Source organism: uncultured Winogradskyella sp. (genome assembly GCF_947498005.1).
Lineage (GTDB): Bacteria > Bacteroidota > Bacteroidia > Flavobacteriales > Flavobacteriaceae > Winogradskyella.
In genome coordinates this window covers 14,962-37,239 of sequence record NZ_CANMIW010000013.1, presented here as the reverse complement: position 1 = coordinate 37,239, position 22,278 = coordinate 14,962, and the positions used below count along the sequence as shown (strand labels likewise).

The window sequence follows — 22,278 nt, the reverse complement described above, 5'->3', positions numbered from 1 at the left end:
CGCATTTACAATATCTTCTGTTTCTTCGTATTCGTTAATTACTAACGTTGCTGTGTACGAACAACCATTATTATCATTAATAGTCAACATTACCGGACTATCTGCTGCTGTATACGTCATTCCATTCTGTGACCATGTATAGTCTGAACCTGCACATACTGATACTTCTTCCACTGTATTTTCAGTAGGAGGATTAACAGCTATAGTTGTTATAGCTTCAGCTGAACAATCAAACTGAGAACTATCCGTAACCACTACAGTATAGACAGTTGTTTCAGTTGGACTTACCGTTAAAGTATTTGATGACTCATTTGGAATAACTACATCATTTGCTTTCCAAACAAACTGATCTCCACCTGCTGCGGTTAAAACAGCATCATCGCCATAACAAATAGTATTATCATTATTACCTTCAGTTGAAACAGTGATACTAGGGTCGATTGAACATGGCAAATAAATACCTGCATCTATTGTTGGATTATTTTCGCCTGGCGCTAAATCAATACAAGATGTTCTGCCATTAGCATTGGCATCTGAATCATTACTATCATTATTTCCTTGATTAGAAGGCGATAATTCGTATCCTGTTGGTACTTCAAATTCTACTTTATAATCTTCATTTGGATCTAAATCTGCAAAGACATAGTTACCGTTAGCATCCGTAGTTGTTGTTGCTAATTGGTTGTTGTTACAATCTAACAAGTTAACTGTTACTCCTGCAACTCCTTCTTCGTCTGCATCTTGAATACCGTCTTGGTCTTCATCTAAGAATACGGTATCTCCTAATGACGCACTTGGCAAATAGATACCTGCATCAATAGTTGGATTATCTTCGCCTGGTGCTAAATCAATACAAGACGTTCTGCCGTTAGCATTAGCATCTGAATCATTACTATCATTACTTCCTTGATTAGAAGGTGATAATTCGTATCCTGTTGGTACTTCAAATTCAACTTTATAATCTTCATTTGGATCTAAATCTGCAAAGACATAGTTACCGTTAGCATCTGTAGTAGTTGTTGCTAATTCGTTGTTGTTACAATCTAACAAGTTAACTGTTACTCCTGCAACTCCTTCTTCGCCTGCATCTTGAATACCGTCTTGGTCTTCATCTAAGAATACGGTATCTCCTAATGATGCACTTGGTAAATAAATACCTGCATCTATTGTTGGATTATTTTCGCCTGGCGCTAAATCAATACATGATGTTCTGCCGTTTGGATTAGCATCTGAATCACTACTATCATTATTTCCTTGATTAGAAGGTGATAATTCGTATCCTGTTGGTACTTCAAATTCTACTTTGTAATCTTCATTTGGATCTAAATCTGCAAAGAAATAGTTACCGTTAGCATCTGTAGTTGTTGTTGCTAATTGGTTGTTGTTACAATCTAACAAGTTAACTGTTACTCCTGCAACTCCTTCTTCGTCTGCATCTTGAATACCGTCTTGGTCTTCATCTAAGAATACGGTATCTCCTAATGACGCACTTGGCAAATAGATACCTGCATCAATAGTTGGATTATCTTCGCCTGGTGCTAAATCAATACAAGACGTTCTGCCGTTAGCATTAGCATCTGAATCATTACTATCATTACTTCCTTGATTAGAAGGTGATAATTCGTATCCTGTTGGTACTTCAAATTCAACTTTATAATCTTCATTTGGATCTAAATCTGCAAAGAAATAGTTACCGTTAGCATCTGTAGTTGTTGTTGCTAATTGGTTGTTGTTACAATCTAACAAGTTAACTGTTACTCCTGCAACTCCTTCTTCGTCTGCATCTTGAATACCGTCTTGGTCTTCATCTAAGAATACTGTATCTCCTAATGACGCACTTGGTAAATAAACACCTGCATCAATAGTTAGATTATCTTCGCCTGGCGCTAAATCAATACAAGACGTTCTGCCGTTTGGATTAGCATCTGAATCATTACTATCATTACTTCCTTGATTAGAAGGCGATAATTCGTATCCTGTTGGTACTTCAAATTCTACTTTATAATCTTCATTTGGATCTAAATCTGCAAAGACATAGTTACCGTTAGCATCTGTAGTTGTTGTTGCTAATTGGTTGTTGTTACAATCTAACAAGTTAACTGTTACTCCTGCAACTCCTTCTTCGTCTGCATCTTGAATACCGTCTTGGTCTTCATCTAAGAATACGGTATCTCCTAATGACGCACTTGGCAAATAGATACCTGCATCAATAGTTGGATTATCTTCGCCTGGTGCTAAATCAATACAAGACGTTCTGCCGTTAGCATTAGCATCTGAATCATTACTATCATTACTTCCTTGATTAGAAGGTGATAATTCGTATCCTGTTGGTACTTCAAATTCAACTTTATAATCTTCATTTGGATCTAAATCTGCAAAGACATAGTTACCGTTAGCATCTGTAGTAGTTGTTGCTAATTGGTTGTTGTTACAATCTAACAAGTTAACTGTTACTCCTGCAACTCCTTCTTCGTCTGCATCTTGAATACCGTCTTGGTCTTCATCTAAGAATACGGTATCTCCTAATGATGCCGTTGACGCCACATATGAAATACAGATTGAAGAAGGCACTACTGAATTTGATGAGCTATAAATTGACCCTTCTCCTAAAGTCGGATCTTCGCTATGTACAAGAATAATTTCATCTGTACCATTTGCCAAATAAATATTAGACTCTAAAGACCCAATCCATTCTGCAGAAACCACATTATCAGCTATATCTTGTGTATAAGAAGATTCGAATACTATATTACCATTCTTCTTAAAAACAACTTTCCATTTTTCATTGTTTTGAGCTACCGTATTTGCTCTAGTTCCGTATCCATCCCATGAAATCACCTCGTCTAATGACACCGTTACAGCACCACTAAACTCTATTGGATATGGACCAGGAATAGTAAACTGCGTATCTCCTCCATCTTTAAATCTTAAATCTGCGACTGGAATTAAATTTGAACCTTCTAAAGTCGTTACGTCTATATTATTTTCCCATAGAAAAGAACCATTATCACAAGTTGGATCGCTTGGTGCAACAATTTCTGGAGTTTCATAAGAAACACAAATTGAAGAAGGTGCTACAGAATTTGAAACACCATCTACTGAACCTTCACCTAATTGTGAATCCTCATAGTGTACAATGATAATTGCATCAGTACCATTTGGTAAAAATATATTCGATTCTAATGGACCAACCCATTCTGCAGATGTCACGTTATCGTCAACATCTTGAGTATATGAAGATTCAAAAACAATGTTACCATCTTTTTTAAATACAACTTTCCATTTTTCATTGCCTTGATTAATATTTACTCTATTCGTGTAACCATCCCAAGAAACAACCTCGTCAAGTGACACTGTCACTGCAGAATTAAATTCTGTTGGATAAGGTCCAGGAATAGTAAATTGAGTATCTCCTCCATCTTTTAATCTAACATCGGCTTCTGGTACTCCAGAATTACCTGTCAGATTATTGACATTAATATTATTTTCCCATAAAAAAGAACCCGACGAACACGTTGGGCTACTTGGAGGTGTAATATTAGAAGAACCATTAACAATATCAAATGAAACATTGTGATAATCACATTTTTGTCCGTTTGCATTATCGTACTTATAAGCTTTTACACTAACATTATAAGATCCTACACCAGCATTCCAGTTTGAACCTCCTGCTGGATACGTGTAGAGACTAACGTTTTCAACAATATAACTATTACCAACTAAGTAAGTAATACTTTCTACGTTACCCGAAGTTTGTGTTACTAAATAGTAGTTATTAGGCAATGAATTAATGTTAATCTGAGCATTGTCTTGGATAGGTCCATAAACTGATGCATCAGTTGCTTGATCGTAAATGTAAATTCCTGTGATGTAACCACATGAAGTGTCATTTATATTTAATGCGTTTTTCGAGGAAACATCTGTCGATATTAGCTCATTAATTTTACTATCGACGCCTGCATTACTAGCCCAAACGGACATCACAGAAGTCAACAATAATAAAAGTGCAAATCTAATATTAGATTGCCTTAGGTACTTTTGTTTCATACTAAATAGGTGTTAGTTAATAAGATTAATTTGTAGATAGTTAAGGTAATTTAATTAAATAGTTAGTTGAAGTGTTTTACACTACAACGCAACACAAAATCTCGCACAGTTAGGAGTTATGCAAGAACCAATATTGGCATAAAATTAACAAGAGTTTTCATGTTAAGTAATACTGGAGATAAAAATCCGATGAACTTCTTTGAAATTCCTATAACACGAATAAATTTTCAAAAAAGATAGATGAAAAGAAGCTAAATTACATCCCAAAAACGGACATTAAAGCAGAAAAAACGTATTTAAAAAACGTATTTTACGCATGAATTTTTAACACTTATAAACAAAAAATAAGAAGTAATATGTAATAAAATCTGACATCATACTTTAAGATTTTATTAAGAAAAGGTTTGACATAAAAAAAAAAAAAAAAAAAAAACCTCCATCTTAAAATAAAAGGTTTTAAATTTATAAAACAAGAGTGGGTTTATGAATATTTAGAAGACACTAAAAGTGATTTACTAAATCAACCTCGATTTGATAACAAATAGCATTTTGTTAAATAATGATTGTTATCACTGTATTTACAATAGTTTTTATAATCTTATTTTTCAAATGTCCTAAACGTAGTTTTGAAACACCAGCTTGATAAAGGGTATTTAAGATTAATACATCTTTTTGACTCTCTAACAGCCACTTATAGTCATCTACCGTGAGCTCGCCTGCTTGCAGCAACTTGGTCCAGCGTTCAATTTTAACTTTAGACAGCGTTAAAAACGCTTCCACATCTGCTTTGGTTTCTTTTTTAAAATCACCATAACTTTCTCCCAATACTAAAAGTAATTCGTCCTTTAAAAGCTTTAAAAGTTCTTCTATATCCATTTTATACGATGTATTTGTTTTGGTAACTAGTTTAAAAAGTTAAGAATCTTAGTTTCGTTGGTTTTATTCTTTTGACCCTCATATTTAATAATAAGATCAATAGATTCAGAAACTTGAATTTTTGCCTCATCTATAAATACCTGAGATAATTGATTCTTTTCTTTCCAGCGCTTAAGAAATCCAGCTAATAAGTTTCGCTCTTCATTTGCAATTGATTTCCACATTGCACAACTCACTTCATTGTCTGGCTTGTTCTTTTCATATTCCATAATTTTTTGAAGATCTAATCGTAGTGTTTTAACTTCAGCCGCATGTTGCGTAAAATCATTTACAGCCTCATCCATTAAGTTAAGACCTTCCACTTTTAATGAGATGGCTTGTTGGTAAGAATATTGATCAAAAACTGCTGTTTTAAGACTTTGGCAAGACACTAAAACCATTGCTACGAAAGCAATTCCCACAAAAGATTTTATGGAAATAGATTTCAATACTGTTTTATACTGAAATGATTTGAGGAACTTCATAGGCATCAATTTATTTGACTTAAAGTTATGAAAAGATTTTTACTCAAGGAAGCCCATTCACAAAATCCAAAGCACGTTTTTCGTTATAATACACATTTCCTTTGTCTATAAAACCAACATGACCTCCATGTTTTGGCATTTCTAAATACAAATTAGAATTGTGTTTAGCTTCCTTAACAGGAAAACATTCAGGCGATAAAAACGAATCGTTGAGTGCATTAATAATTAAAGAAGGTACTTTAATATCTGGAAGAAATTGCAAACAACTGGCCTTGTCATAATAATCTAAAGCGCCATTGAATCCATGTGCTTTTGACGTATAGACATCATCAAAATCAATTAAAGTTTTAATTGAATTAAAATCCTTAATTGTAATATTTTGAGGAAATTGCTCTAATTTCGGTTTTAGCTTTTCTTTTAGATGTGCTAAAAACCGAATAGCATAATGTTTATTTCTTAAACTTAGTAAAGCCTCGCAAGATCCTTTTAAATAACATGGTGTTGAAACTGCAATTACAGCTTTTAATTCTTTTGGTAAATCAACTTTTTCTCCTGCATATTTTAAAGCCATATTAGCACCAAGACTAATACCTTTTATATAAATTTCATCGTATTTACTCTTAGATAAAACATGCTGAATAACAGCTTCTAAATCTTCAGTTGCACCAGAATGATAACTTCTAAACAACCGATTTGGTTCACCACTGCAACCTCGAAAATTCACACCAACAGCGTCAATATTATTTTCATTAAATAGTTTTGCTGTTCCTTGAATATATGGTCGCTGAGCACTTCCTTCTAAACCATGTAATAGAACAATTACCTTATTTGATTTTTGTTTAGCGTAGCTCCAATCTAAATCTAAAAAATCTGTATCTGGTAATGTAATTCGTTCCCTTATTTGCTCAACACCTTCAACTCTGCGTGCTAAACCAGAAAACACAGTAGATGTAAAACTCGTTTTTGCCCAAAAGGGTGGTTTATAAGTTGGCTCTATTATTGGCATTATTTATTTGTTCTATTACAACCTTTCAACTGGGCTCGAGGAAACAATTTTATGTTATTTTAAAACAGTAAACTCAATAGCAGAATCATTATAAACCTTATGTGTTTGCTTCTGAAAATCAGATTCCTTTGCTTCAAAAATATTATCGACATACGTTTGTGGATTCGCATCTATATAAGGGAAAAATGTGCTTTGCACTTGTACTTGAATTTTATGTCCTTTTTTAAATGTATGAAACACATCTTGAAGCTTCAAATTAACCGCAGTTTTCTCATTTGGTACAAACGGTTCTGGCTTAGACATACTGTTTCTGAAACGTCCACGCAACACTTCACTCCTTACCATCATATGATAGTTACTCAGTTTTAAATGATCTTGTACGTCTTCTGTGTTTTCCATATCCGACGGAAAAACATCAACTACCTTAACAATCCAGTCGGCTGCTGTTCCTGTTGTAGATACGTTCAACTTCGCCAGAATATCGCCAGCAAGCGTAATATCGTTTTCTAAAATCTCAGTTTCAAAAGTTAAAACATCTGGTCGTCTAGATGCAAAACGCTGGTCGTCCGTCATGAATTTACGTGGTGTAAACCCAACTTTTATATCTTCTGTGTATGGGACAGGTTTTTTAGGGTCACTCACAAAGTCTGAAGTTGCCATCATGCGATTAGCTTGCTTTGTTAAGCGCTCAGAAGGTTGCATAAAGTAACTTTCTTTAGCTGTATTTTCTGGTGGCCAAGACGCAAAAGATTCCCATTGCTTAGTACCTGTGTTAAACATACTAGCTTCTGGCAAACCTGTTTTACCATTAGCCTCACCTTTTAGAAAATGATTAAAGAATTTAGTTTCAACATTTTTTTGAAAACTATCTGAGACACTATCTCCAAAATGAATATTACCAACCACTTGCCTTTCTTTATTTCTTGCCCAATCGCCATGACTCCAAGGTCCAAAGACAACCGTATTATAATTAGTACTATTTTTTTCAATACTCTTATAAGTATTAAAAGGTCCGTATAGATCTTCAGCATCAAACAAACCACCTACAACCATCGTTGCTGGTTTAATATCTTTTAAATGCTGAATGATTCCTCTAGCTTTCCAAAAATCATCATAAGTAACATGGGTTTTTATTTGCTCCATAAAGACATTGTCTTCACCATAAAAACTATTTAACTTACTTAACGGCATATGATCTAGAAAGAATTGATGCTGATCTTCTGTTCCTATATCTGGAAATGCATACCAAGATTCTTTTGTTGGCTGATCTTTCATGTAACCAAAAACCGAAGTTGCTCTCCAATAACTTAATAAAAAGGCGCCATTATGAATAAAATCATCGAAAAAGAAATCTCCAATACAAGCCTGAGGCGAAACTGCTTTTAAAGCAGGATGCGAGTCTAACAATGAATATGTTGCATAAAACCCTGGATAAGAAATACCATAAGTACCAACATTGCCATTACTATTATCAACATTATTTACTAACCATTCAATAGTATCATAGGTATCACTAGCTTCATCAAATTGCTTGCCTGTTTTATTAGGTATGTACGCTCGCATATTATCGTAAACACCTTCACTATTCCAACGACCTCTCACATCTTGATACACCATAATATTACCTTCTTCCATAAGATATCTATTTGGTCCAACCTTACTAGGAAATTCATTTTCTCCGTACGGCCTGCAGCTGTATGGCGTGCGCTTCATTAAAATCGGATATGTTTTAGACATATCTTTTGGCGAGTAAATGGTAGTATGCAATTTTATACCATCTCGCATTTCTATCATCACCTCTTTCTTAGTATAGTGATCCATTGGACTGTAACGTTCTTCAGCTACAGCCTTAACCTCATTAACTACTTCGTTTGCAGTTTCTAAATTATTATCAGTCGTTTTTAAATTGGATTTACATCCTAATACTGTTAAAAATAAAAGAAGAATTGATATAGTTTTTCTAATAAACATAGTGGTTGGTTTTTATTAAGTGTATTAGGTTAGTTTTTAATAAATTTATACGTCTGTAATTTATTATTTACAGAAATTTCAGCAAAATATAGTCCTGAATTATAGTCGGAAATATCCAAGGAAGCACTATTACCAATTGACTTAAACGAGTTTAACATTCTTCCGTTTGAATCTAAAATTCTTATATCACTATTATTTTGAAGCCCTTCCAGAAGCAACTCAGATGAAGCAGGATTAGGATATAACTTAACTAAAAGTCTGTCTTCTTCAGTCACAGACAACGCATTACCTGTAAAAGCGATTCTATTGATCAATGTACCATCTCCACCAATTGGCGTTAGTGAAAAATAATCTTTAGTACGACCAACGTGTTGCAACTCAAAAACAATATCATCTCCTATGTATGCATCTAAATCTATACTTATCGCAGTAACTGGATCTTGATATCTCGTTATTGGGTTATAACTTGGTCCATATTGCACGCCATTAATTAATATTCTAAACCATGAATTTGCAGGTGTAGAACTATAATGATGTAATTGTCTAAATTCTATATCTACATTACCATCAACTAAAGATGCACCATCAATCTTAAATTTTAAAGCCGTTAAGAAATCCTTATTTTCATTCCAAGCTTGTGATTCTGTTGTTGTCTCTCCTCCAACCCATTCTGCATTAGAATCGCGTTGATGAAGCACCAACCTATCGTACACAGAATAATTCACAAACTCTATCTTAGAGGATTCGCTATGCAATACAGAAAACAAGTCGGTATTAAGCGATGATTCGTCGCTAAAGTAATTATCATAACCTAGTTCTAAATATTCAGGATCTGTAGATGCATAGATTTTTTTCCATGGTGACAGTGAGACTGAACAACTATTTCGAACAAAAAGTTTATATGATGTTGCTGGCGTTAAATTTGAAAACGTATGACTACTATTATCTGAGGAAATATAATCAACTCCAAGAATGTCGTCAAACTCAGCAGCTATGACTTCGTAGTCGTTATCAGCTGTCGCGTCCCAATTTAATGCAATACTATCTAATGCACTAAGTGCTGAGATATTTGCAATGTTCTCACAATCATTTTCTAATAATTGAATATTATCTAAGTACGTTCTATTATTGTTAGATCGACTAACGTTTTCTAATTTTATAGTCACGAGATTACCTACAAATTGCGATAAATCTATAGAAACGGTTTTAAAACTATTATCGTCATACGCTGCATTGAAAACAAAGTCTTCAGCAACACCTGTATACACATTATCATCTGCATAAGCTTTTATTTTAACACGCAAATAAGCACTAGATGTCTGACTAATATCAAATCTTAATACTGGCTCAGTTGTATTTTGAGATAAATCTGCATCAATAGTCACAGTTCTTATAAAATCTAAATTTTCTTCAAACGGATCTCCATACTCATTATAACCAAGGTATTGAGGATAACCAGGACCGTTGAGCATTAAACCATATGCACTTGCATTTGCTGCTTCTCCATTTATTTCCACACCGTAATTTGGCACAGCGTAATCTCTCTCAAATTCAGATTCAAAATCAATGGTATAAGGCACACTTAAAACTTCTGGTCTAGTTTTAAAATAAAAGCTACGATAACCAGATGTAACACCAAAGGCATCACAATCTGTTTTTACATTGACATAATAGTCTTGTGAAGGCAATAGACCAGACACAGAGAATGTTTGATTGTTTGTTATAGTGTAAGTTTCAGGAATATCTTCACCAGCTTCGGTAATGACATATCTGTAATGGTTTGCATCAGGAATATCGCTAAGCGTAAACTCTGCTGTTGTATCTGTTATGTTGTCCATACTGATAACAGAAACAGTTTGACAAATTTGCAAATTGCCATCAAAACGTGTTTTCGCATAAGAATTCTGCAATAACACTGACGTTGAAGTAGAACCATCATCAAATTCCTCTGTTATACTTACACGACTCCTTGTTGGTGGATTATTAAAGTTCTCTGTGCCTTCCCATCCAAACAAAGCACTAGTTGTGTGGCCAGGATTAATATCTTCTACATCGATTACCAAATTATCGGTTCCATTATATGTAAAAGATTCATCAAAAATTAAAATAAACTCATACGCATTTGCATAATATGTTGTGATTCCAATTTCGGTTAAATCCTCATCAGGTATAAAACCATCGCCAGATACAAATTCCTCTTTAGTAGTATGTCCTATTTTAAAAATTAAGCTTGTATTTGGAGTTGGAGATGTTGTACTATTAGAAAATGCCGTAAAAAATCTTAGGCCAGTAATCTCACCATTAAATTTAATTTGCTCAGGATAATAAATGGTTTGTGTACGCGAAAATTTAGCTTGTGGCACATATGGTTGATTTGTATAGTCACCTGCTCCTCCAACTGTCACGCTACTTGTAGACACTAATTGCGCACTACCAATTGCTGTGAACAAAAAAGCCACAGCTAATAGTATATTTTTCATGATTGATGATTTTGTTGCAATTTAATAATTTAATTGCCTAAACATTGTTAAAATTTAAGACACCTCGACAGACGTAAATTCAAATTTCCCACCATTAAAAAGGCCTTTATCGCTTAGTTTTAGCGCAGGAATAACCAATAAAGCCATAAAAGACAAACTCATATAAGGCGCATGAAGTTTACTACCTAATTCCTTTGCCATTTTATCTAATTCGGAATAATGCTTACCTATAATTTCTGCATTTTGGTCGCTCATAATACCAGCAACTGGCAACGGAATTACTTTTTCTTCCGTGTCTGAAATCGCACAAATACCACCTTCATTTTCAATTAAAAGGTTAACTGCTTTGCAAATAGCTTCGTCCGAAACACCAATAGCGATTATGTTATGCGAATCATGACCAACAGAACTCGCAATAGCACCTTCTTTTAGTCCGTAGTTTTTAATAAAGGCAATAGCAGGCGCATCATTATTATAACGATTTACAACCGTCATCTTTAAAATATCAGTGTCTGTATTCGATACAAGATTGCCGTCTTTAATTGTAGATGCTGCGATAATCTCATTGGTAATTAATTCGCCATCTAAACATTCTATAACTCTAATTTCCTTAGCCTTAGATGCTAATCTAAAATCTGAAACTTCTTTTTTAGTGGTGTTGAAATTATTAAGGTTTTCAAACTTAACATGTTTCACTTTTGAAACACCATTATCTGAAACCAGTTCGCCATTAATATACGTTTGAAGCGTTTTAAAGTCTTTTAAATCTTCCATAACAATACAATCCGCATCGTCGCCAATATTTAGCAACCCAACATCTAAGTTGTAATGTTTTACAGGATTTACACAAGCCGCTTGTAATACTTTAAATACATCATTGCCTTTAGCAACAGCTCTTGCACAAATTTGATTGATATGACCTAATAACAAATCATCTGGATGCTTATCATCACTGCAAAACATCATATTTTTATAATGTTCGTCTAGCAAATCGATTAAAGCTTCAAAATTTTTAGCAGCACTACCTTCTCTAATAATCACTTTCATGCCTTTTTGAAGCTTCTCTAAACCTTCTTCAAATGAAAAACACTCGTGGTCAGTAGAAATTCCTGCAGAAATATACTTTGTTAAATCATCGCCTCGTAATCCTGGCGCATGACCATCAATAGGTTTATTATAATGTTTTGCCCATTCTATTTTCTTCAGCACTTCCGCATCATCATAAATAACGCCTGGATAATTCATCATTTCGGCCAAATATTTAATATCTGGGTTTTCCATTAAGACTTTAATGTCATCAGAATCTATAATAGCTCCTGCGGATTCAAAACTTGTTGCTGGCACACAAGAAGGTGCTCCAAAGTTGAATTTAAAAGGGGTTTGTTTTCCGTTTTCTATCATAAACTCCACACCTTTTACACCAAGCACATTGGCAATTTCGTGTGGGTCAGAAACGGTAGCAACGGTTCCGTGATTTACAGCAATTTTTGCAAATTCGCTTGGCACCAACATTGAGCTTTCAATATGAATATGCGCATCTACAAAACCTGGTAAAATGAAATGATTCTCTTCACAATCTTTCTCTTCGATAGATGCAATTTTTCCATCTATAATCGTGATTTCCCCTTTGAAGACGTTACGATTCTCAATGTCTACGATGTTTCCTTTTAATTTCAAATCTATTCTATTTTATTACAATCACTTAAGTTTAAAATACTAAATAATCACTTTAAGTATTACTTTTGTATTGGTTTTTACTTTAAACCGTTCGTCTGCACGTTTACCAACGACCCAAATTACTTTATCTTCTGAAGTTAACACCCAAGTATTTTCTTTTTTTACTAATGATGCTTTTTCGTCTTTTAGGTATTTGCTGATTTTCTTTTTACCTGACATTCCTAATGGTTGAAATGTGTCTCCTTCTTTCCAAAGTCTTAATTCTAAAGGAAATTTTAAAAGGTCTTTATCAACGTAAATAATATGCTTTGAGGTCTCAGAAATTGTTTCAACTTCTTTAAAACACATATTACCAAATGGTGTTTCTACTTCGTTATCATTTTTTGACATCAAAAGAGATGTTTCACTTTCCTCAAAATCCTTTAATTCTGTTAGAATTAAAAACTCACGATGCTTTATTAAACGATGCGAGTTAGACTTTACTAATTTACCAGATTGTGCATCTAACAAATCCACAACATCATTCCACTCTGTGAAACCATAATTTTTAAATAGCTCAAATAAATAAGCTTTTGGATTCTTAACCGCTTTAAACTCTGAAATTTTATAGGTAATTCCTAAATCATCTTCCGAAATAATAGCTCGCTTCTTAAAATCCAATAATCGCTCTTCAACAATCAGTTGTGTATCGTTAAGATGACTCAGCGTATTTTGAAAACTGTCTAATAATTGCGGATTGATTTCTTTTAAAATTGGCACTATTTCGTGCCTTAACTTATTCCTCAGATATTTTCTAGATGCATTACTGGCATCTTCTCGCCAAGTAATTTGATGCGCTTTTGCGAAGGCTTCAATTTGAATTCTAGAAAATGGTAACAATGGTCTTACCACGTTATCATTTATCATTGGGATTCCGGTTAAACCATTCAGCCCAGTTCCTCTTGTAAAGTTGATAAGAAAGGTTTCTAGATTATCATCTGCATGATGCGCTGTAAGAATATAATCGAAATTTAGCTGTTCTGCCAATTCCTTAAACCAATCGTAACGCAACTCGCGCGCTGCCATTTGTATAGAACGCTTATGCTCTGTGGCATAAGTTTCTGTATCAAAATTCTGAACAAAAACTTCAACATCAAAATCTTCAGCCATTTCCATAACAAAGGCTTCGTCTTTGTCACTTTCCTCTGCTCTTAAATTAAAATTACAGTGTGCTAGTGAGAAATTCAAATTCAAGTTTTGACATAAATGCGCTAATACCACACTGTCTATTCCACCAGAAATAGCAATGAGTAGTTTGCGGTCATTCAACATGGAAAGCTTATCAATTATATGATTTTTGAAGTCTATTAGCACAGCTCAAAGATATTGAAATTATTCAATCCAAATGAGCCTCTAATCAGCAAAGTTTAATGTTATTTAAGCCAAAATGACTGCTGTTAAAATGACTTTTATCATATTGATGTATTTACTTTTTATTTAACTTTAAATGAATTTAAAAATAACAGGTCAGGAGTGTATCAGAAGAATTAACATCAGAAACAGCACGAAATGCCTTTGAAAAAAAGGTGCTTTCTGCCATACCACATTTACATCCTTATGTAAAACACAGAATTTATATTGCTGAATCTACAGGTATTTTACCAAAAAATATGTTTTCCTCAAACGGAATTATTGACGAGAGTATTATTGAACTCTATGATAAAGATTTTGACATTGAAGCAGAACATTTAGCTGTAAAACTTGAGCTATTTAAAATAGTTGATAACTATATGAATGTACTTTTTAAAAACGAAGCGCACCATAAAGAAACGATTAGCACAGATGCTTTGCTAAAAAAAGAACTATCGAAACTTAGTGAAGATTACACTATTGATGGCGATTTTGATTTTATTTTAAACACAGAGCTCAACGATATATCGTACAACCAAAACGAAGGCGAATTATTACAACTGTATTCTGATAAAGAAACCTCTATTTTAAGCGCTTTTGAAGTTAAAGATTTATCCACTAAACAATCGCCTAGAGCATTTGATAAACTTTACAACTGGTTACCATTTAATGTCTCTAACATAATGGATTTATACATTTTTGGAAAATTAGATTTTGAATCTATTGCTAAAATTAAAAAAATTGAACAAAAACGTATTGAAGCTATTTTTGATAAGGTTAAGCGCACGTTTAGAAGACATATTGAGTAGCAAATCGTTAATTTCTCTCGCAAAGACGCAGAGTCGCAAAAGAAAGAATCAGTCGCACATGTATTTCTCGTGTATTAGTTTTCCCCCTTTGGGGAATTAAAGGGGCTTCTCCAAGACTTCACGCATCGCTTTGGCTTTAACCAAACATTCTTCATATTCTTTAAGAGGGTCGCTTTTTGCTGTGATGGCTCCTCCTACTGAATATGAAATGTATTTTTTTGATTCGTTATAAAGGATACTTCTAATAATAACATTAAAATCGAAATCGCCATTTGGTGTAAAATAACCAACTGAACCAGAGTATAAACCGCGTTTGGTTTCTTCTAGGTTTTCAATAATTTGCATTGCCGATAATTTTGGAACACCTGTCATGCTTCCCATTGGAAACGTAGTTTTAATAATATCTACTGGATTTGTATCTGATTCTACTTGAGATTGAACCGTAGAAATCATTTGGTGGACTTGCAAAAAGGAATATACTTTGCACAGCTCCTTCACTTCTACACTTCCTTTTATGGCTGTATGCGATAAATCATTTCTTACCAAATCTACAATCATAATGTTTTCGCTTCGCTCTTTTAAATCTTTAGATAAATCGTCTGCGAGTTTTAGGTCTTCTGTTTTATTTGTAGAACGTTTCGCTGTACCTTTTATAGGCTGCGAAATTACTGTTATGCTTTCTTTTTTAATGTAGCGTTCTGGCGAAGCAGACATCATATATTTATCCTCAAACTTTAAAAAACTTGCAAATGGTGGTTTTGAGATTTCGTTAAGTTTCTTAAAGGTTTCAAGTGGATTTATTTCGCTGTTCTCAGCATAGAATTCTTGGCAAAAATTGGCTTCGTAAATATCGCCTCTTTGAATGTGTGCTAGCATTTTAGTGACCTTTTCGAAATAATCGTCTTTATGAATTCTTAGTTTAATTTTTACTGGATTATGAGGATTCTCGACTACGTTAGAAATGACAATAGACTCAATTAATCTTATATCATCTTCAATCTCATCATCAACCATTCTTAAATATTGAATTTCAACTTGATTATCTTTAAACAAAAACAGTTTTTTAGGTTGAAAGAAATACAAATCAGGAAACTCTAAACCATCAAAATTTTGAGACTTTAGGCGTTCTGTGGTATTTTTTAAATCGTAGGTTAAATAACCAAATATCCAGTCTTTTGTTGATGTTTGATATTCTTTTAAACGTTCAAAGGCATCAAAAAAATCTGTACGTAAAGTTGTAAACGCATCAACTGCCAAAACCGCATCGTAATTAGTGTATTGGTCAGTATGGTTGTTAGAATCTAACCACAAAACATCATCGAATTGTTGCGACCAAAGCAATAAATTTTGCTTAAAGCTTTCTAAATTTTTAGGCTGATGAATTTGTGTTGTTCTCAATAGGAAAATAATTGCTGCAAGTTACTGAATTAATATGATTTTCTTAATTGCCATTTTAATGTTTGAGGTATGGGAAAATATTTATTTATTCTGATTTTACACCCCAAAAGAGGACAATTCTTAATGTTTTTTTAAGCACAACAGTGAGACTGTCCCCTTGAGGGGACTTTAGGGTTATTTTAAAAGATTAATTTGTATTAATCTGAAGACTAAAGCAAATAATTGTAATTGAAAATTTTGAAGGATAAATATTAATTTTACTAGCGAAAAAATATCAAGAATTGTATATTTCAGAAAAAATAAGAAGATATGTATAGTTTAAAAAATGACTTATTACAAATCAACATAAAATCTAAAGGTGCCGAATTATGTAATATTACTTCAGCAAAAAATGACACTGAATTTTTATGGCAAGCAAACCCTGAATTTTGGGGAAGTCATGCACCTAACTTGTTTCCTATTATTGGTAGCATGAAAAACGACAGCTACATTTACAATAGCAAAACTTACCATATGCCTAAGCATGGATTTGCGAGACATAACGATAATTTTATAATTAAAAGTCAATCCGATTCTAGTATCACATTTAGTTTATCATCTAATGATAAGCTCTATGAGTTATATCCTTTTTTGTTTGAGTTTGAAATTACTTATACACTTACAGAAAATATATTAACCATTAATCATACAGTTACAAATCGTGATAAAAAGACGCTTTATTTCTCCTTAGGCGGACATCCTGCTTTTAATTGTCCATTGACGAAAGATGAAGATTACACTGATTATTTTTTAGATTTTGAACACAACGAAGACAGCGAAACTTATCTATTAAATATGGATAATGGGCTATTAACCAACGAAACAAGACCTGCATTTTCTGATGGACATAAAATTAATTTAAGACCCGATTTATTTAATGCTGATGCTTTAATTTTTAAAGATTTAAAATCTAGGGTTGTAAGCTTAACACACAAAATAAAAGGCAAAGTTTTAACCGTTAACTTCAGAGGTTTTAAGCAATTAGGTATTTGGGCAAAACCAAATGCACCTTACGTTTGTATTGAGCCTTGGTTGGGTATTGCTGATAATGAAACTACAGACCAAAAACTTGAAAACAAAGAAGGGGTTTTGAGTTTAAAATCTGGTGCCATTTTTGAAGCCGACTATAGCATTGAAATAGAAAAAAACCTTTTATCTTAAGTTGAATAATAAAATGGTAGCTTTGCACAAAACTTTGCAACGTGACTTTTCAAGACCTAAATTTAAACACACCTTTATATAACGCCTTAGATGATTTAGGGTTTACCACACCTACTCCAATTCAGGAAGAATCATTTAGTGTGGTAGCATCTGGTAAAGATGTTGTTGGTATTGCACAAACTGGTACTGGTAAAACATTGGCCTATATGCTACCTATTTTAAGGAATCTAAAATATTCTAGACAAGATAATCCTAGAGTTTTGGTTTTAGTACCAACCAGAGAATTAGTGGTACAAGTGGTTAGTGAGATTGAAAAATTCTCTAAATACATTAACAACCGAGTTTTGGGTGTTTATGGTGGCACCAATATAAATACACAAAAACAAGCTGTTGCACAAGGCCAAGATATTATTGTAGCGACACCAGGACGCTTATACGATTTAGCTGTAAGCAGAGTGTTGCAACTAAAATCTATTCAGAAATTAGTGATTGATGAAGTTGATGTGATGCTAGACTTAGGTTTTAGGCATCAACTGATGAACATTTTTGATATTCTTCCACAACGCAGACAAAACATCATGTTTTCGGCAACGATGACTAAAGATGTTGATGAATTAATTACTGATTTTTTCACTAATCCTACTAAAATATCAATTGCCGTTTCGGGTACACCTTTAGAAAACATTAAACAAGAACGTTATGATGTGCCTAACTTTTACACCAAAGTAAATTTGTTAGAATATTTACTTCATGATAAAGAAGAATTTTCAAGAGTTTTAATCTTTGTGGCTTATAAGAAAATGGCTGACCGATTATTTAATCAACTCGAAGAATTATTCCCAAGTGAATCTTGTGTTATTCACTCTAATAAAACACAAAATTACCGATTACGTAGTATTGAACAATTTAGAGAGGGCGAAAACCGATTGCTTGTTGCCACAGATGTTATGGCAAGAGGTTTAGATATAGAAGGTGTTTCTCATGTTATTAATTTTGATACACCAGATTATCCAGAGAACTACATGCATAGAATTGGTAGAACCGGAAGAGCCGAAAAGCAAGGTCATACCATTTTAATGTCTACTGATAAAGAAAAAGAAGGTTTAGAACGTATTGAGGAATTAATGCAAATGAAAATTGAAACGCTTGAGATTCCTGAAAGTGTTGAAGTTTCTACCGAACTTATTGAAGAAGAACGTCCACAAATTAGAGAGCGTAACAATCCTATAAAACGAAGTGATGCTGATGCTCCAGGACCAGCTTTTCATGAAAAGTCTGAAAAGAATTCAAAAGAAAATTTAGGTGGTTCTTATAAGTTTAAGATAGCAGCAAAATACAAGAAGCCAAAAACACGAGGCGACAAGAATTATAATCGTCGTAATAAAAAGTAGTTGTTGGCTACAGTTTTGTTAACAGAATTTCATTCTACTTTTATTGAAAAATCATCTACAAATAATTCTATATTTCCAGCTGTAGGATTAGCGGTTACACCTACTTGAACACGTTCGTAAGAAGCAGGTTCTTGTAGGGTAAAATCAATACCTTGATTTAGAAAGACATCTATAAAAACTTGTGCATTTGGCATATTCATTCCAGCTTCATTGATAACTTCAGTACCATTAATTGTTAATCGGTTAAGTCCATCTTCATTATCTGACATAGTCATTTCCCATAGTACAGTAACCCATTGATTTCTTGGAAAAGCTAACGTTGTTTGTTGCATTGTAGTTCCAGAAATTTTTCCTCTTTCAATTGACAAATAATCATTACCACCAGACATCATTAATCTAACACCAGGACATTGGTTTTCAGAACCATAATTACTGCCAACATTTGGGTCCCAACAAGAACAACACTCTAAATCAAGGAGCAATAGATTTTCGATAGGTTCAGTGCCAACGATATAAAAGTTAGCGCTTATTTTAACTATATCTCCTACAACAATATTTAACCCATTCTTTTCTATATCTATTTTTGACAAGTCCGAATCTGATTGATAAGCAAGAACACGTAGTGCATTTTGCCCTTCATTGAATTGAGTATTTGAAATTGAAATTTCGTTAGTTGCGTCTGTTGGATCTGTCTGTTGAATTGTGGTCCATCGCATACCATTAGTAGGAAACAACTCCTCCAATAGGTCATTTTGAGTTTCAAACCCATCTTCAAATAAGTAACTCTCTTCTATTGCTTCTTGTGGGTTATTTTCATCATTTTCACAACCCATCAATGTGAAAGCAATAATTACAAAAATTATAAATCCATGAATTTTCATAGTGTTAACGTTTGATCCTCTTTCTCGGATAGTTAATATAAGGATATTCTTAGATGTATTGTTTCTTTTTACACACGTTACATCATAAAAAAAACCCTTATCAAATAAATGAAAAGGGCTTTATAATCTCAAGTACTAGCAGGATCGTATCCCGTGTAAACACAGAATCCATGACCCTAACCTCATAGTTAATCCTGCAATTGTACTTGATTTTCTACTATATCTTTTATAGGAACAATAAGTTTTCCTTCTTTATTTTTTAAAATTACCGAAATGCTTTGCACAGCATCAATTGTGTAAGTTTCATTGTTGAATATAATTTTCTGCCCAACCTCATAGGTTTTACGTGCATAAAAAGCATTTAACAACTTACCTACTACTTCTCTAGCACCTAAACCAAATGCAATGGCAAAAGCTAATAAAAAAGCAGCAATAATCATATTAATATTGTTAGTAATTATCTCAGTATCAATACCTGCTTGATTTAAAGCTGTAACAGAAATAAAAGTTAACAATAAGAAAAACACAACCTGACTAATCATTTTACCACCAGACAAATCCATAGATTCAAAAAGTGATTTAAGGCCATTCTTAACGAAATTAGCAAATAAAAGACCTACAATAAATACAATAAGTGCGGCAAAAAGTTTTGGTAAGTAAGAAATTAAATCACTAATCTGTTGTGTTATAATATCTAAGCCCATTATATCTGATGCTGTTACCAGCAACACAATATACATTATATACTTTACAGCCTTAGAAACAACTTTTACTGTATTAAAATTAAGCTCTTTACCTTCAATGATTTCTATTTCATTAATCTTTTCATCAAGTTTATGTGTTTTGGCTAATTTTAAAATTTTTTTTATGACTTTTACAATTAACTTAGTAACAATCCAACCTATAATTAATACTATAAGGGCACCAATAATATTTGGGAATATTTTAGTAATCTCTAACCAAATATTTGTTAGAGACTTCATTGCTACATCTGAAAATTCATTCATTTTTTCCATACTAATAATTTTTTGTTAGGGTTTATTAAGTATCCTATTTTACGCGTTTACTAGTTACACTATCAATGACATGTGCAATATTATACGAAAATAATTCAGCTATTTCCATAAAAAGCTTAGCCATTGCAATATCATGCATAACTTTCCCTTTCAGTTCCATCGGAACTTCCTTTAAAGGCTGATCTATTTTACTAAATGGATTTTCCATCTTTTGTATAATTTGTGTACTTCTGTACTAGTTTTTCTTTCGCTCTTTTTAATCGCATTTTAACTGCGCTTTCTCCTATATCTAAAGCCGCAGATAATTCTTTTATCGATAAATTATCTTGATATTTTAATAATAAAATCATTTTTTCATCTGGAGATATCAACTCCATAACTTTCTTCAATTGTTCTACTCTCATGTCCGCAAACTCGAGTGTAGAATCAACATCCTCTCCTATATTTTCAATGTCAATAACTTCTGAACTAATAGATTTTTTCTCTAATTTCTTAGCTGTGTTTCTCGTGACATAATTTACACAATGATTATATGTAAATGCATATAACCAAGTAGAAAATTTTGAACGCCCTTTAAAACTTGCCAATTTCACAAAGACCCTTAAAAAAACATCTTGGGTCAAATCCTTAGCTTCATCTACTCCATTAGCAAAACCATAACATTTGTTATAAACCATACTCGCATATCTATCGTACAGCACTTCGAACAACATAGTGTCGTTATTTCTTACGATAGCTTCTACAAGCGCTTCATCGGTTAGGCTATGAATAGCGTCTTTTGTCAAGGGAATTTTTGATAAAATTAGTTAGTTATTAGTATTAAGACACCTCTTTATTTAAGACGTCACAATTTATTTATATTTTTTTTTAATTTATTAAATGATCTTCAATATCTACTAAATGATGTTGTAAAGCCTTAGCAGAGATCTGTATTTCCCAAATTAGAAATAACAGTGAAACTATAAGTAGCAATAGGCCTAAACCAAACGCCCAAATAGCTATAAGATTAAAATCAATATAAATCAAAAACATGGTAAGCACACAGAATAACAAACTACTTATGCCAGTAATTTGCATATACCTTGTTAATTTTACACGCAATTTTAAATTATTTATTTGCCTTAAAATAGAAGCACTTTTATGCTCAATATACTTTTCACTTAAATTTCTTATAATAGCAGCATATGCTAAAAATCGATTTGTATAAGCCAGCATTATTAAAGAAATTGCTGAGAACAAAAGCGCTGGTGTTGTGAGGGTTAGTTCTTCCATATTATAATTACAAAATTAATGAAATAATATATGAGATTAAAAAAATAAGAACTGTTTTATAATAGATTAATGCACTCTTAATAGAGTAACGAACACCTATATATTGTAATCCTATCATTAATTTTCCTAGAAGGTAATTTAAATAAATTACCGCAAGTATATTTATAGCTAAAGGCATTTAATAATTAATTAAATTAATACAATTGATAACAAAAGATTAACCATTAATCGAAGTTATTGCTGAGAAGTTTTAAAACAATAATAAAATTATTAACTTTAGATAATTAAAGTCCTAAACCTAACGTTATTATAGCAAATGCTATTGATTGAATAACCTATTA

The 22,278-nt window shown here is 32.8% G+C and carries 17 protein-coding genes; 3 read left to right on the top strand and 14 right to left on the bottom strand.

Annotated elements, in window-relative coordinates; all coding sequences use genetic code 11:
- The 8 genes from Q0891_RS16680 to tilS form a co-directional block, all read right to left on the bottom strand.
- A partial coding sequence (locus tag Q0891_RS16680; protein WP_299103474.1) for an SdrD B-like domain-containing protein occupies positions 1-4,047 on the bottom strand: 4,047 nt, incomplete at its 3' end.
- 552 nt (positions 4,048-4,599) lie between these two features.
- A complete protein-coding gene (locus Q0891_RS16675) occupies positions 4,600-4,923 on the bottom strand; it encodes a hypothetical protein (protein ID WP_299103473.1) in 324 nt (107 codons plus the stop codon).
- Positions 4,924-4,949: 26 nt separating this feature from the next.
- The gene (locus Q0891_RS16670; protein ID WP_299103472.1) at positions 4,950-5,447 is read right to left on the bottom strand and encodes a hypothetical protein; all 498 of its coding nucleotides are present in this window, start codon (positions 5,445-5,447) and stop codon (positions 4,950-4,952) included.
- 43 nt (positions 5,448-5,490) lie between these two features.
- The gene (locus Q0891_RS16665) at positions 5,491-6,453 is read right to left on the bottom strand and encodes an alpha/beta fold hydrolase (protein ID WP_299103471.1); all 963 of its coding nucleotides are present in this window, start codon (positions 6,451-6,453) and stop codon (positions 5,491-5,493) included.
- A gap of 54 nt (positions 6,454-6,507) precedes the next feature.
- Positions 6,508-8,424: a CocE/NonD family hydrolase gene (locus tag Q0891_RS16660; RefSeq protein ID WP_299103470.1), complete on the bottom strand. Its 1,917-nt coding sequence runs from the start codon at positions 8,422-8,424 to the stop codon at positions 6,508-6,510.
- 29 nt (positions 8,425-8,453) lie between these two features.
- A complete protein-coding gene (locus Q0891_RS16655) occupies positions 8,454-10,904 on the bottom strand; it encodes a T9SS type A sorting domain-containing protein (RefSeq protein ID WP_299103469.1) in 2,451 nt (816 codons plus the stop codon).
- A gap of 54 nt (positions 10,905-10,958) precedes the next feature.
- Positions 10,959-12,581 (bottom strand): adenine deaminase, encoded by a 1,623-nt coding sequence (gene ade, locus Q0891_RS16650; protein ID WP_299103468.1) that lies wholly within the window; start codon positions 12,579-12,581, stop codon positions 10,959-10,961.
- A gap of 39 nt (positions 12,582-12,620) precedes the next feature.
- Positions 12,621-13,892 carry a tRNA lysidine(34) synthetase TilS gene (gene tilS, locus Q0891_RS16645; RefSeq protein WP_299103467.1) on the bottom strand — a complete coding sequence of 424 codons (1,272 nt, stop codon included), beginning with the start codon at positions 13,890-13,892 and terminating at the stop codon, positions 12,621-12,623.
- 254 nt (positions 13,893-14,146) lie between these two features.
- Between tilS and Q0891_RS16640 the strand changes: the two genes are divergently transcribed.
- Entirely contained in the window at positions 14,147-14,779 is a 633-nt protein-coding gene (locus Q0891_RS16640; protein ID WP_299103465.1) for a hypothetical protein, read from the top strand.
- A gap of 96 nt (positions 14,780-14,875) precedes the next feature.
- On the opposite strand, the gene Q0891_RS16635 is transcribed toward Q0891_RS16640, so the two are convergent.
- Positions 14,876-16,177 carry an anthranilate synthase component I family protein gene (locus Q0891_RS16635; protein ID WP_299103464.1) on the bottom strand — a complete coding sequence of 434 codons (1,302 nt, stop codon included), beginning with the start codon at positions 16,175-16,177 and terminating at the stop codon, positions 14,876-14,878.
- Between the two features lie 309 nt (positions 16,178-16,486).
- On the opposite strand from Q0891_RS16635, the gene Q0891_RS16630 reads away from it, so the two are divergent.
- The gene (locus tag Q0891_RS16630) at positions 16,487-17,377 is read left to right on the top strand and encodes an aldose 1-epimerase family protein (RefSeq protein ID WP_299103463.1); all 891 of its coding nucleotides are present in this window, start codon (positions 16,487-16,489) and stop codon (positions 17,375-17,377) included.
- Positions 17,378-17,418: 41 nt separating this feature from the next.
- Positions 17,419-18,768 carry a DEAD/DEAH box helicase gene (locus tag Q0891_RS16625; RefSeq protein WP_299103462.1) on the top strand — a complete coding sequence of 450 codons (1,350 nt, stop codon included), beginning with the start codon at positions 17,419-17,421 and terminating at the stop codon, positions 18,766-18,768.
- Positions 18,769-18,797: 29 nt separating this feature from the next.
- On the opposite strand, the gene Q0891_RS16620 is transcribed toward Q0891_RS16625, so the two are convergent.
- The 5 genes from Q0891_RS16620 to Q0891_RS16600 form a co-directional block, all read right to left on the bottom strand.
- Positions 18,798-19,649 carry a hypothetical protein gene (locus tag Q0891_RS16620; RefSeq protein WP_299103461.1) on the bottom strand — a complete coding sequence of 284 codons (852 nt, stop codon included), beginning with the start codon at positions 19,647-19,649 and terminating at the stop codon, positions 18,798-18,800.
- A 188-nt stretch (positions 19,650-19,837) separates the two neighbouring features.
- Positions 19,838-20,665 carry a hypothetical protein gene (locus Q0891_RS16615; protein ID WP_299103460.1) on the bottom strand — a complete coding sequence of 276 codons (828 nt, stop codon included), beginning with the start codon at positions 20,663-20,665 and terminating at the stop codon, positions 19,838-19,840.
- A gap of 34 nt (positions 20,666-20,699) precedes the next feature.
- Complete coding sequence (locus Q0891_RS16610; RefSeq protein WP_299103459.1) at positions 20,700-20,873, bottom strand: hypothetical protein; 174 nt, start codon at positions 20,871-20,873, stop codon at positions 20,700-20,702.
- Complete coding sequence (locus tag Q0891_RS16605) at positions 20,857-21,450, bottom strand: RNA polymerase sigma factor (RefSeq protein WP_299103458.1); 594 nt, start codon at positions 21,448-21,450, stop codon at positions 20,857-20,859. Before Q0891_RS16605 ends, Q0891_RS16610 begins: the two co-directional genes overlap by 17 nt.
- Before the next feature lie 82 nt (positions 21,451-21,532).
- On the bottom strand, positions 21,533-21,937 hold the full coding sequence (locus Q0891_RS16600; protein WP_299103457.1) for a DUF2721 domain-containing protein: 405 nt from the start codon (positions 21,935-21,937) through the stop codon (positions 21,533-21,535).
- Positions 21,938-22,278 lie beyond the last annotated feature (341 nt).

Excerpts from the sequence above, each read along its gene's own strand:
- Q0891_RS16675 (WP_299103473.1), bottom strand. The coding sequence starts at position 4,923 with ATGGATATAGAAGAACTTTTAAAGCTTTTAAAGGACGAATTACTTTTA.
- Q0891_RS16670 (WP_299103472.1), bottom strand. The coding sequence starts at position 5,447 with ATGAAGTTCCTCAAATCATTTCAGTATAAAACAGTATTGAAATCTATT.
- Q0891_RS16665 (WP_299103471.1), bottom strand. The coding sequence starts at position 6,453 with ATGCCAATAATAGAGCCAACTTATAAACCACCCTTTTGGGCAAAAACG.
- Q0891_RS16660 (WP_299103470.1), bottom strand. The coding sequence starts at position 8,424 with ATGTTTATTAGAAAAACTATATCAATTCTTCTTTTATTTTTAACAGTA.
- Q0891_RS16655 (WP_299103469.1), bottom strand. The coding sequence starts at position 10,904 with ATGAAAAATATACTATTAGCTGTGGCTTTTTTGTTCACAGCAATTGGT.
- tilS (WP_299103467.1), bottom strand. The coding sequence starts at position 13,892 with ATGTTGAATGACCGCAAACTACTCATTGCTATTTCTGGTGGAATAGAC.
- Q0891_RS16630 (WP_299103463.1), top strand. The coding sequence starts at position 16,487 with ATGTATAGTTTAAAAAATGACTTATTACAAATCAACATAAAATCTAAA.
- Q0891_RS16620 (WP_299103461.1), bottom strand. The coding sequence starts at position 19,649 with ATGAAAATTCATGGATTTATAATTTTTGTAATTATTGCTTTCACATTG.
- Q0891_RS16615 (WP_299103460.1), bottom strand. The coding sequence starts at position 20,665 with ATGGAAAAAATGAATGAATTTTCAGATGTAGCAATGAAGTCTCTAACA.
- Q0891_RS16610 (WP_299103459.1), bottom strand. The coding sequence starts at position 20,873 with ATGGAAAATCCATTTAGTAAAATAGATCAGCCTTTAAAGGAAGTTCCG.
- Q0891_RS16600 (WP_299103457.1), bottom strand. The coding sequence starts at position 21,937 with ATGGAAGAACTAACCCTCACAACACCAGCGCTTTTGTTCTCAGCAATT.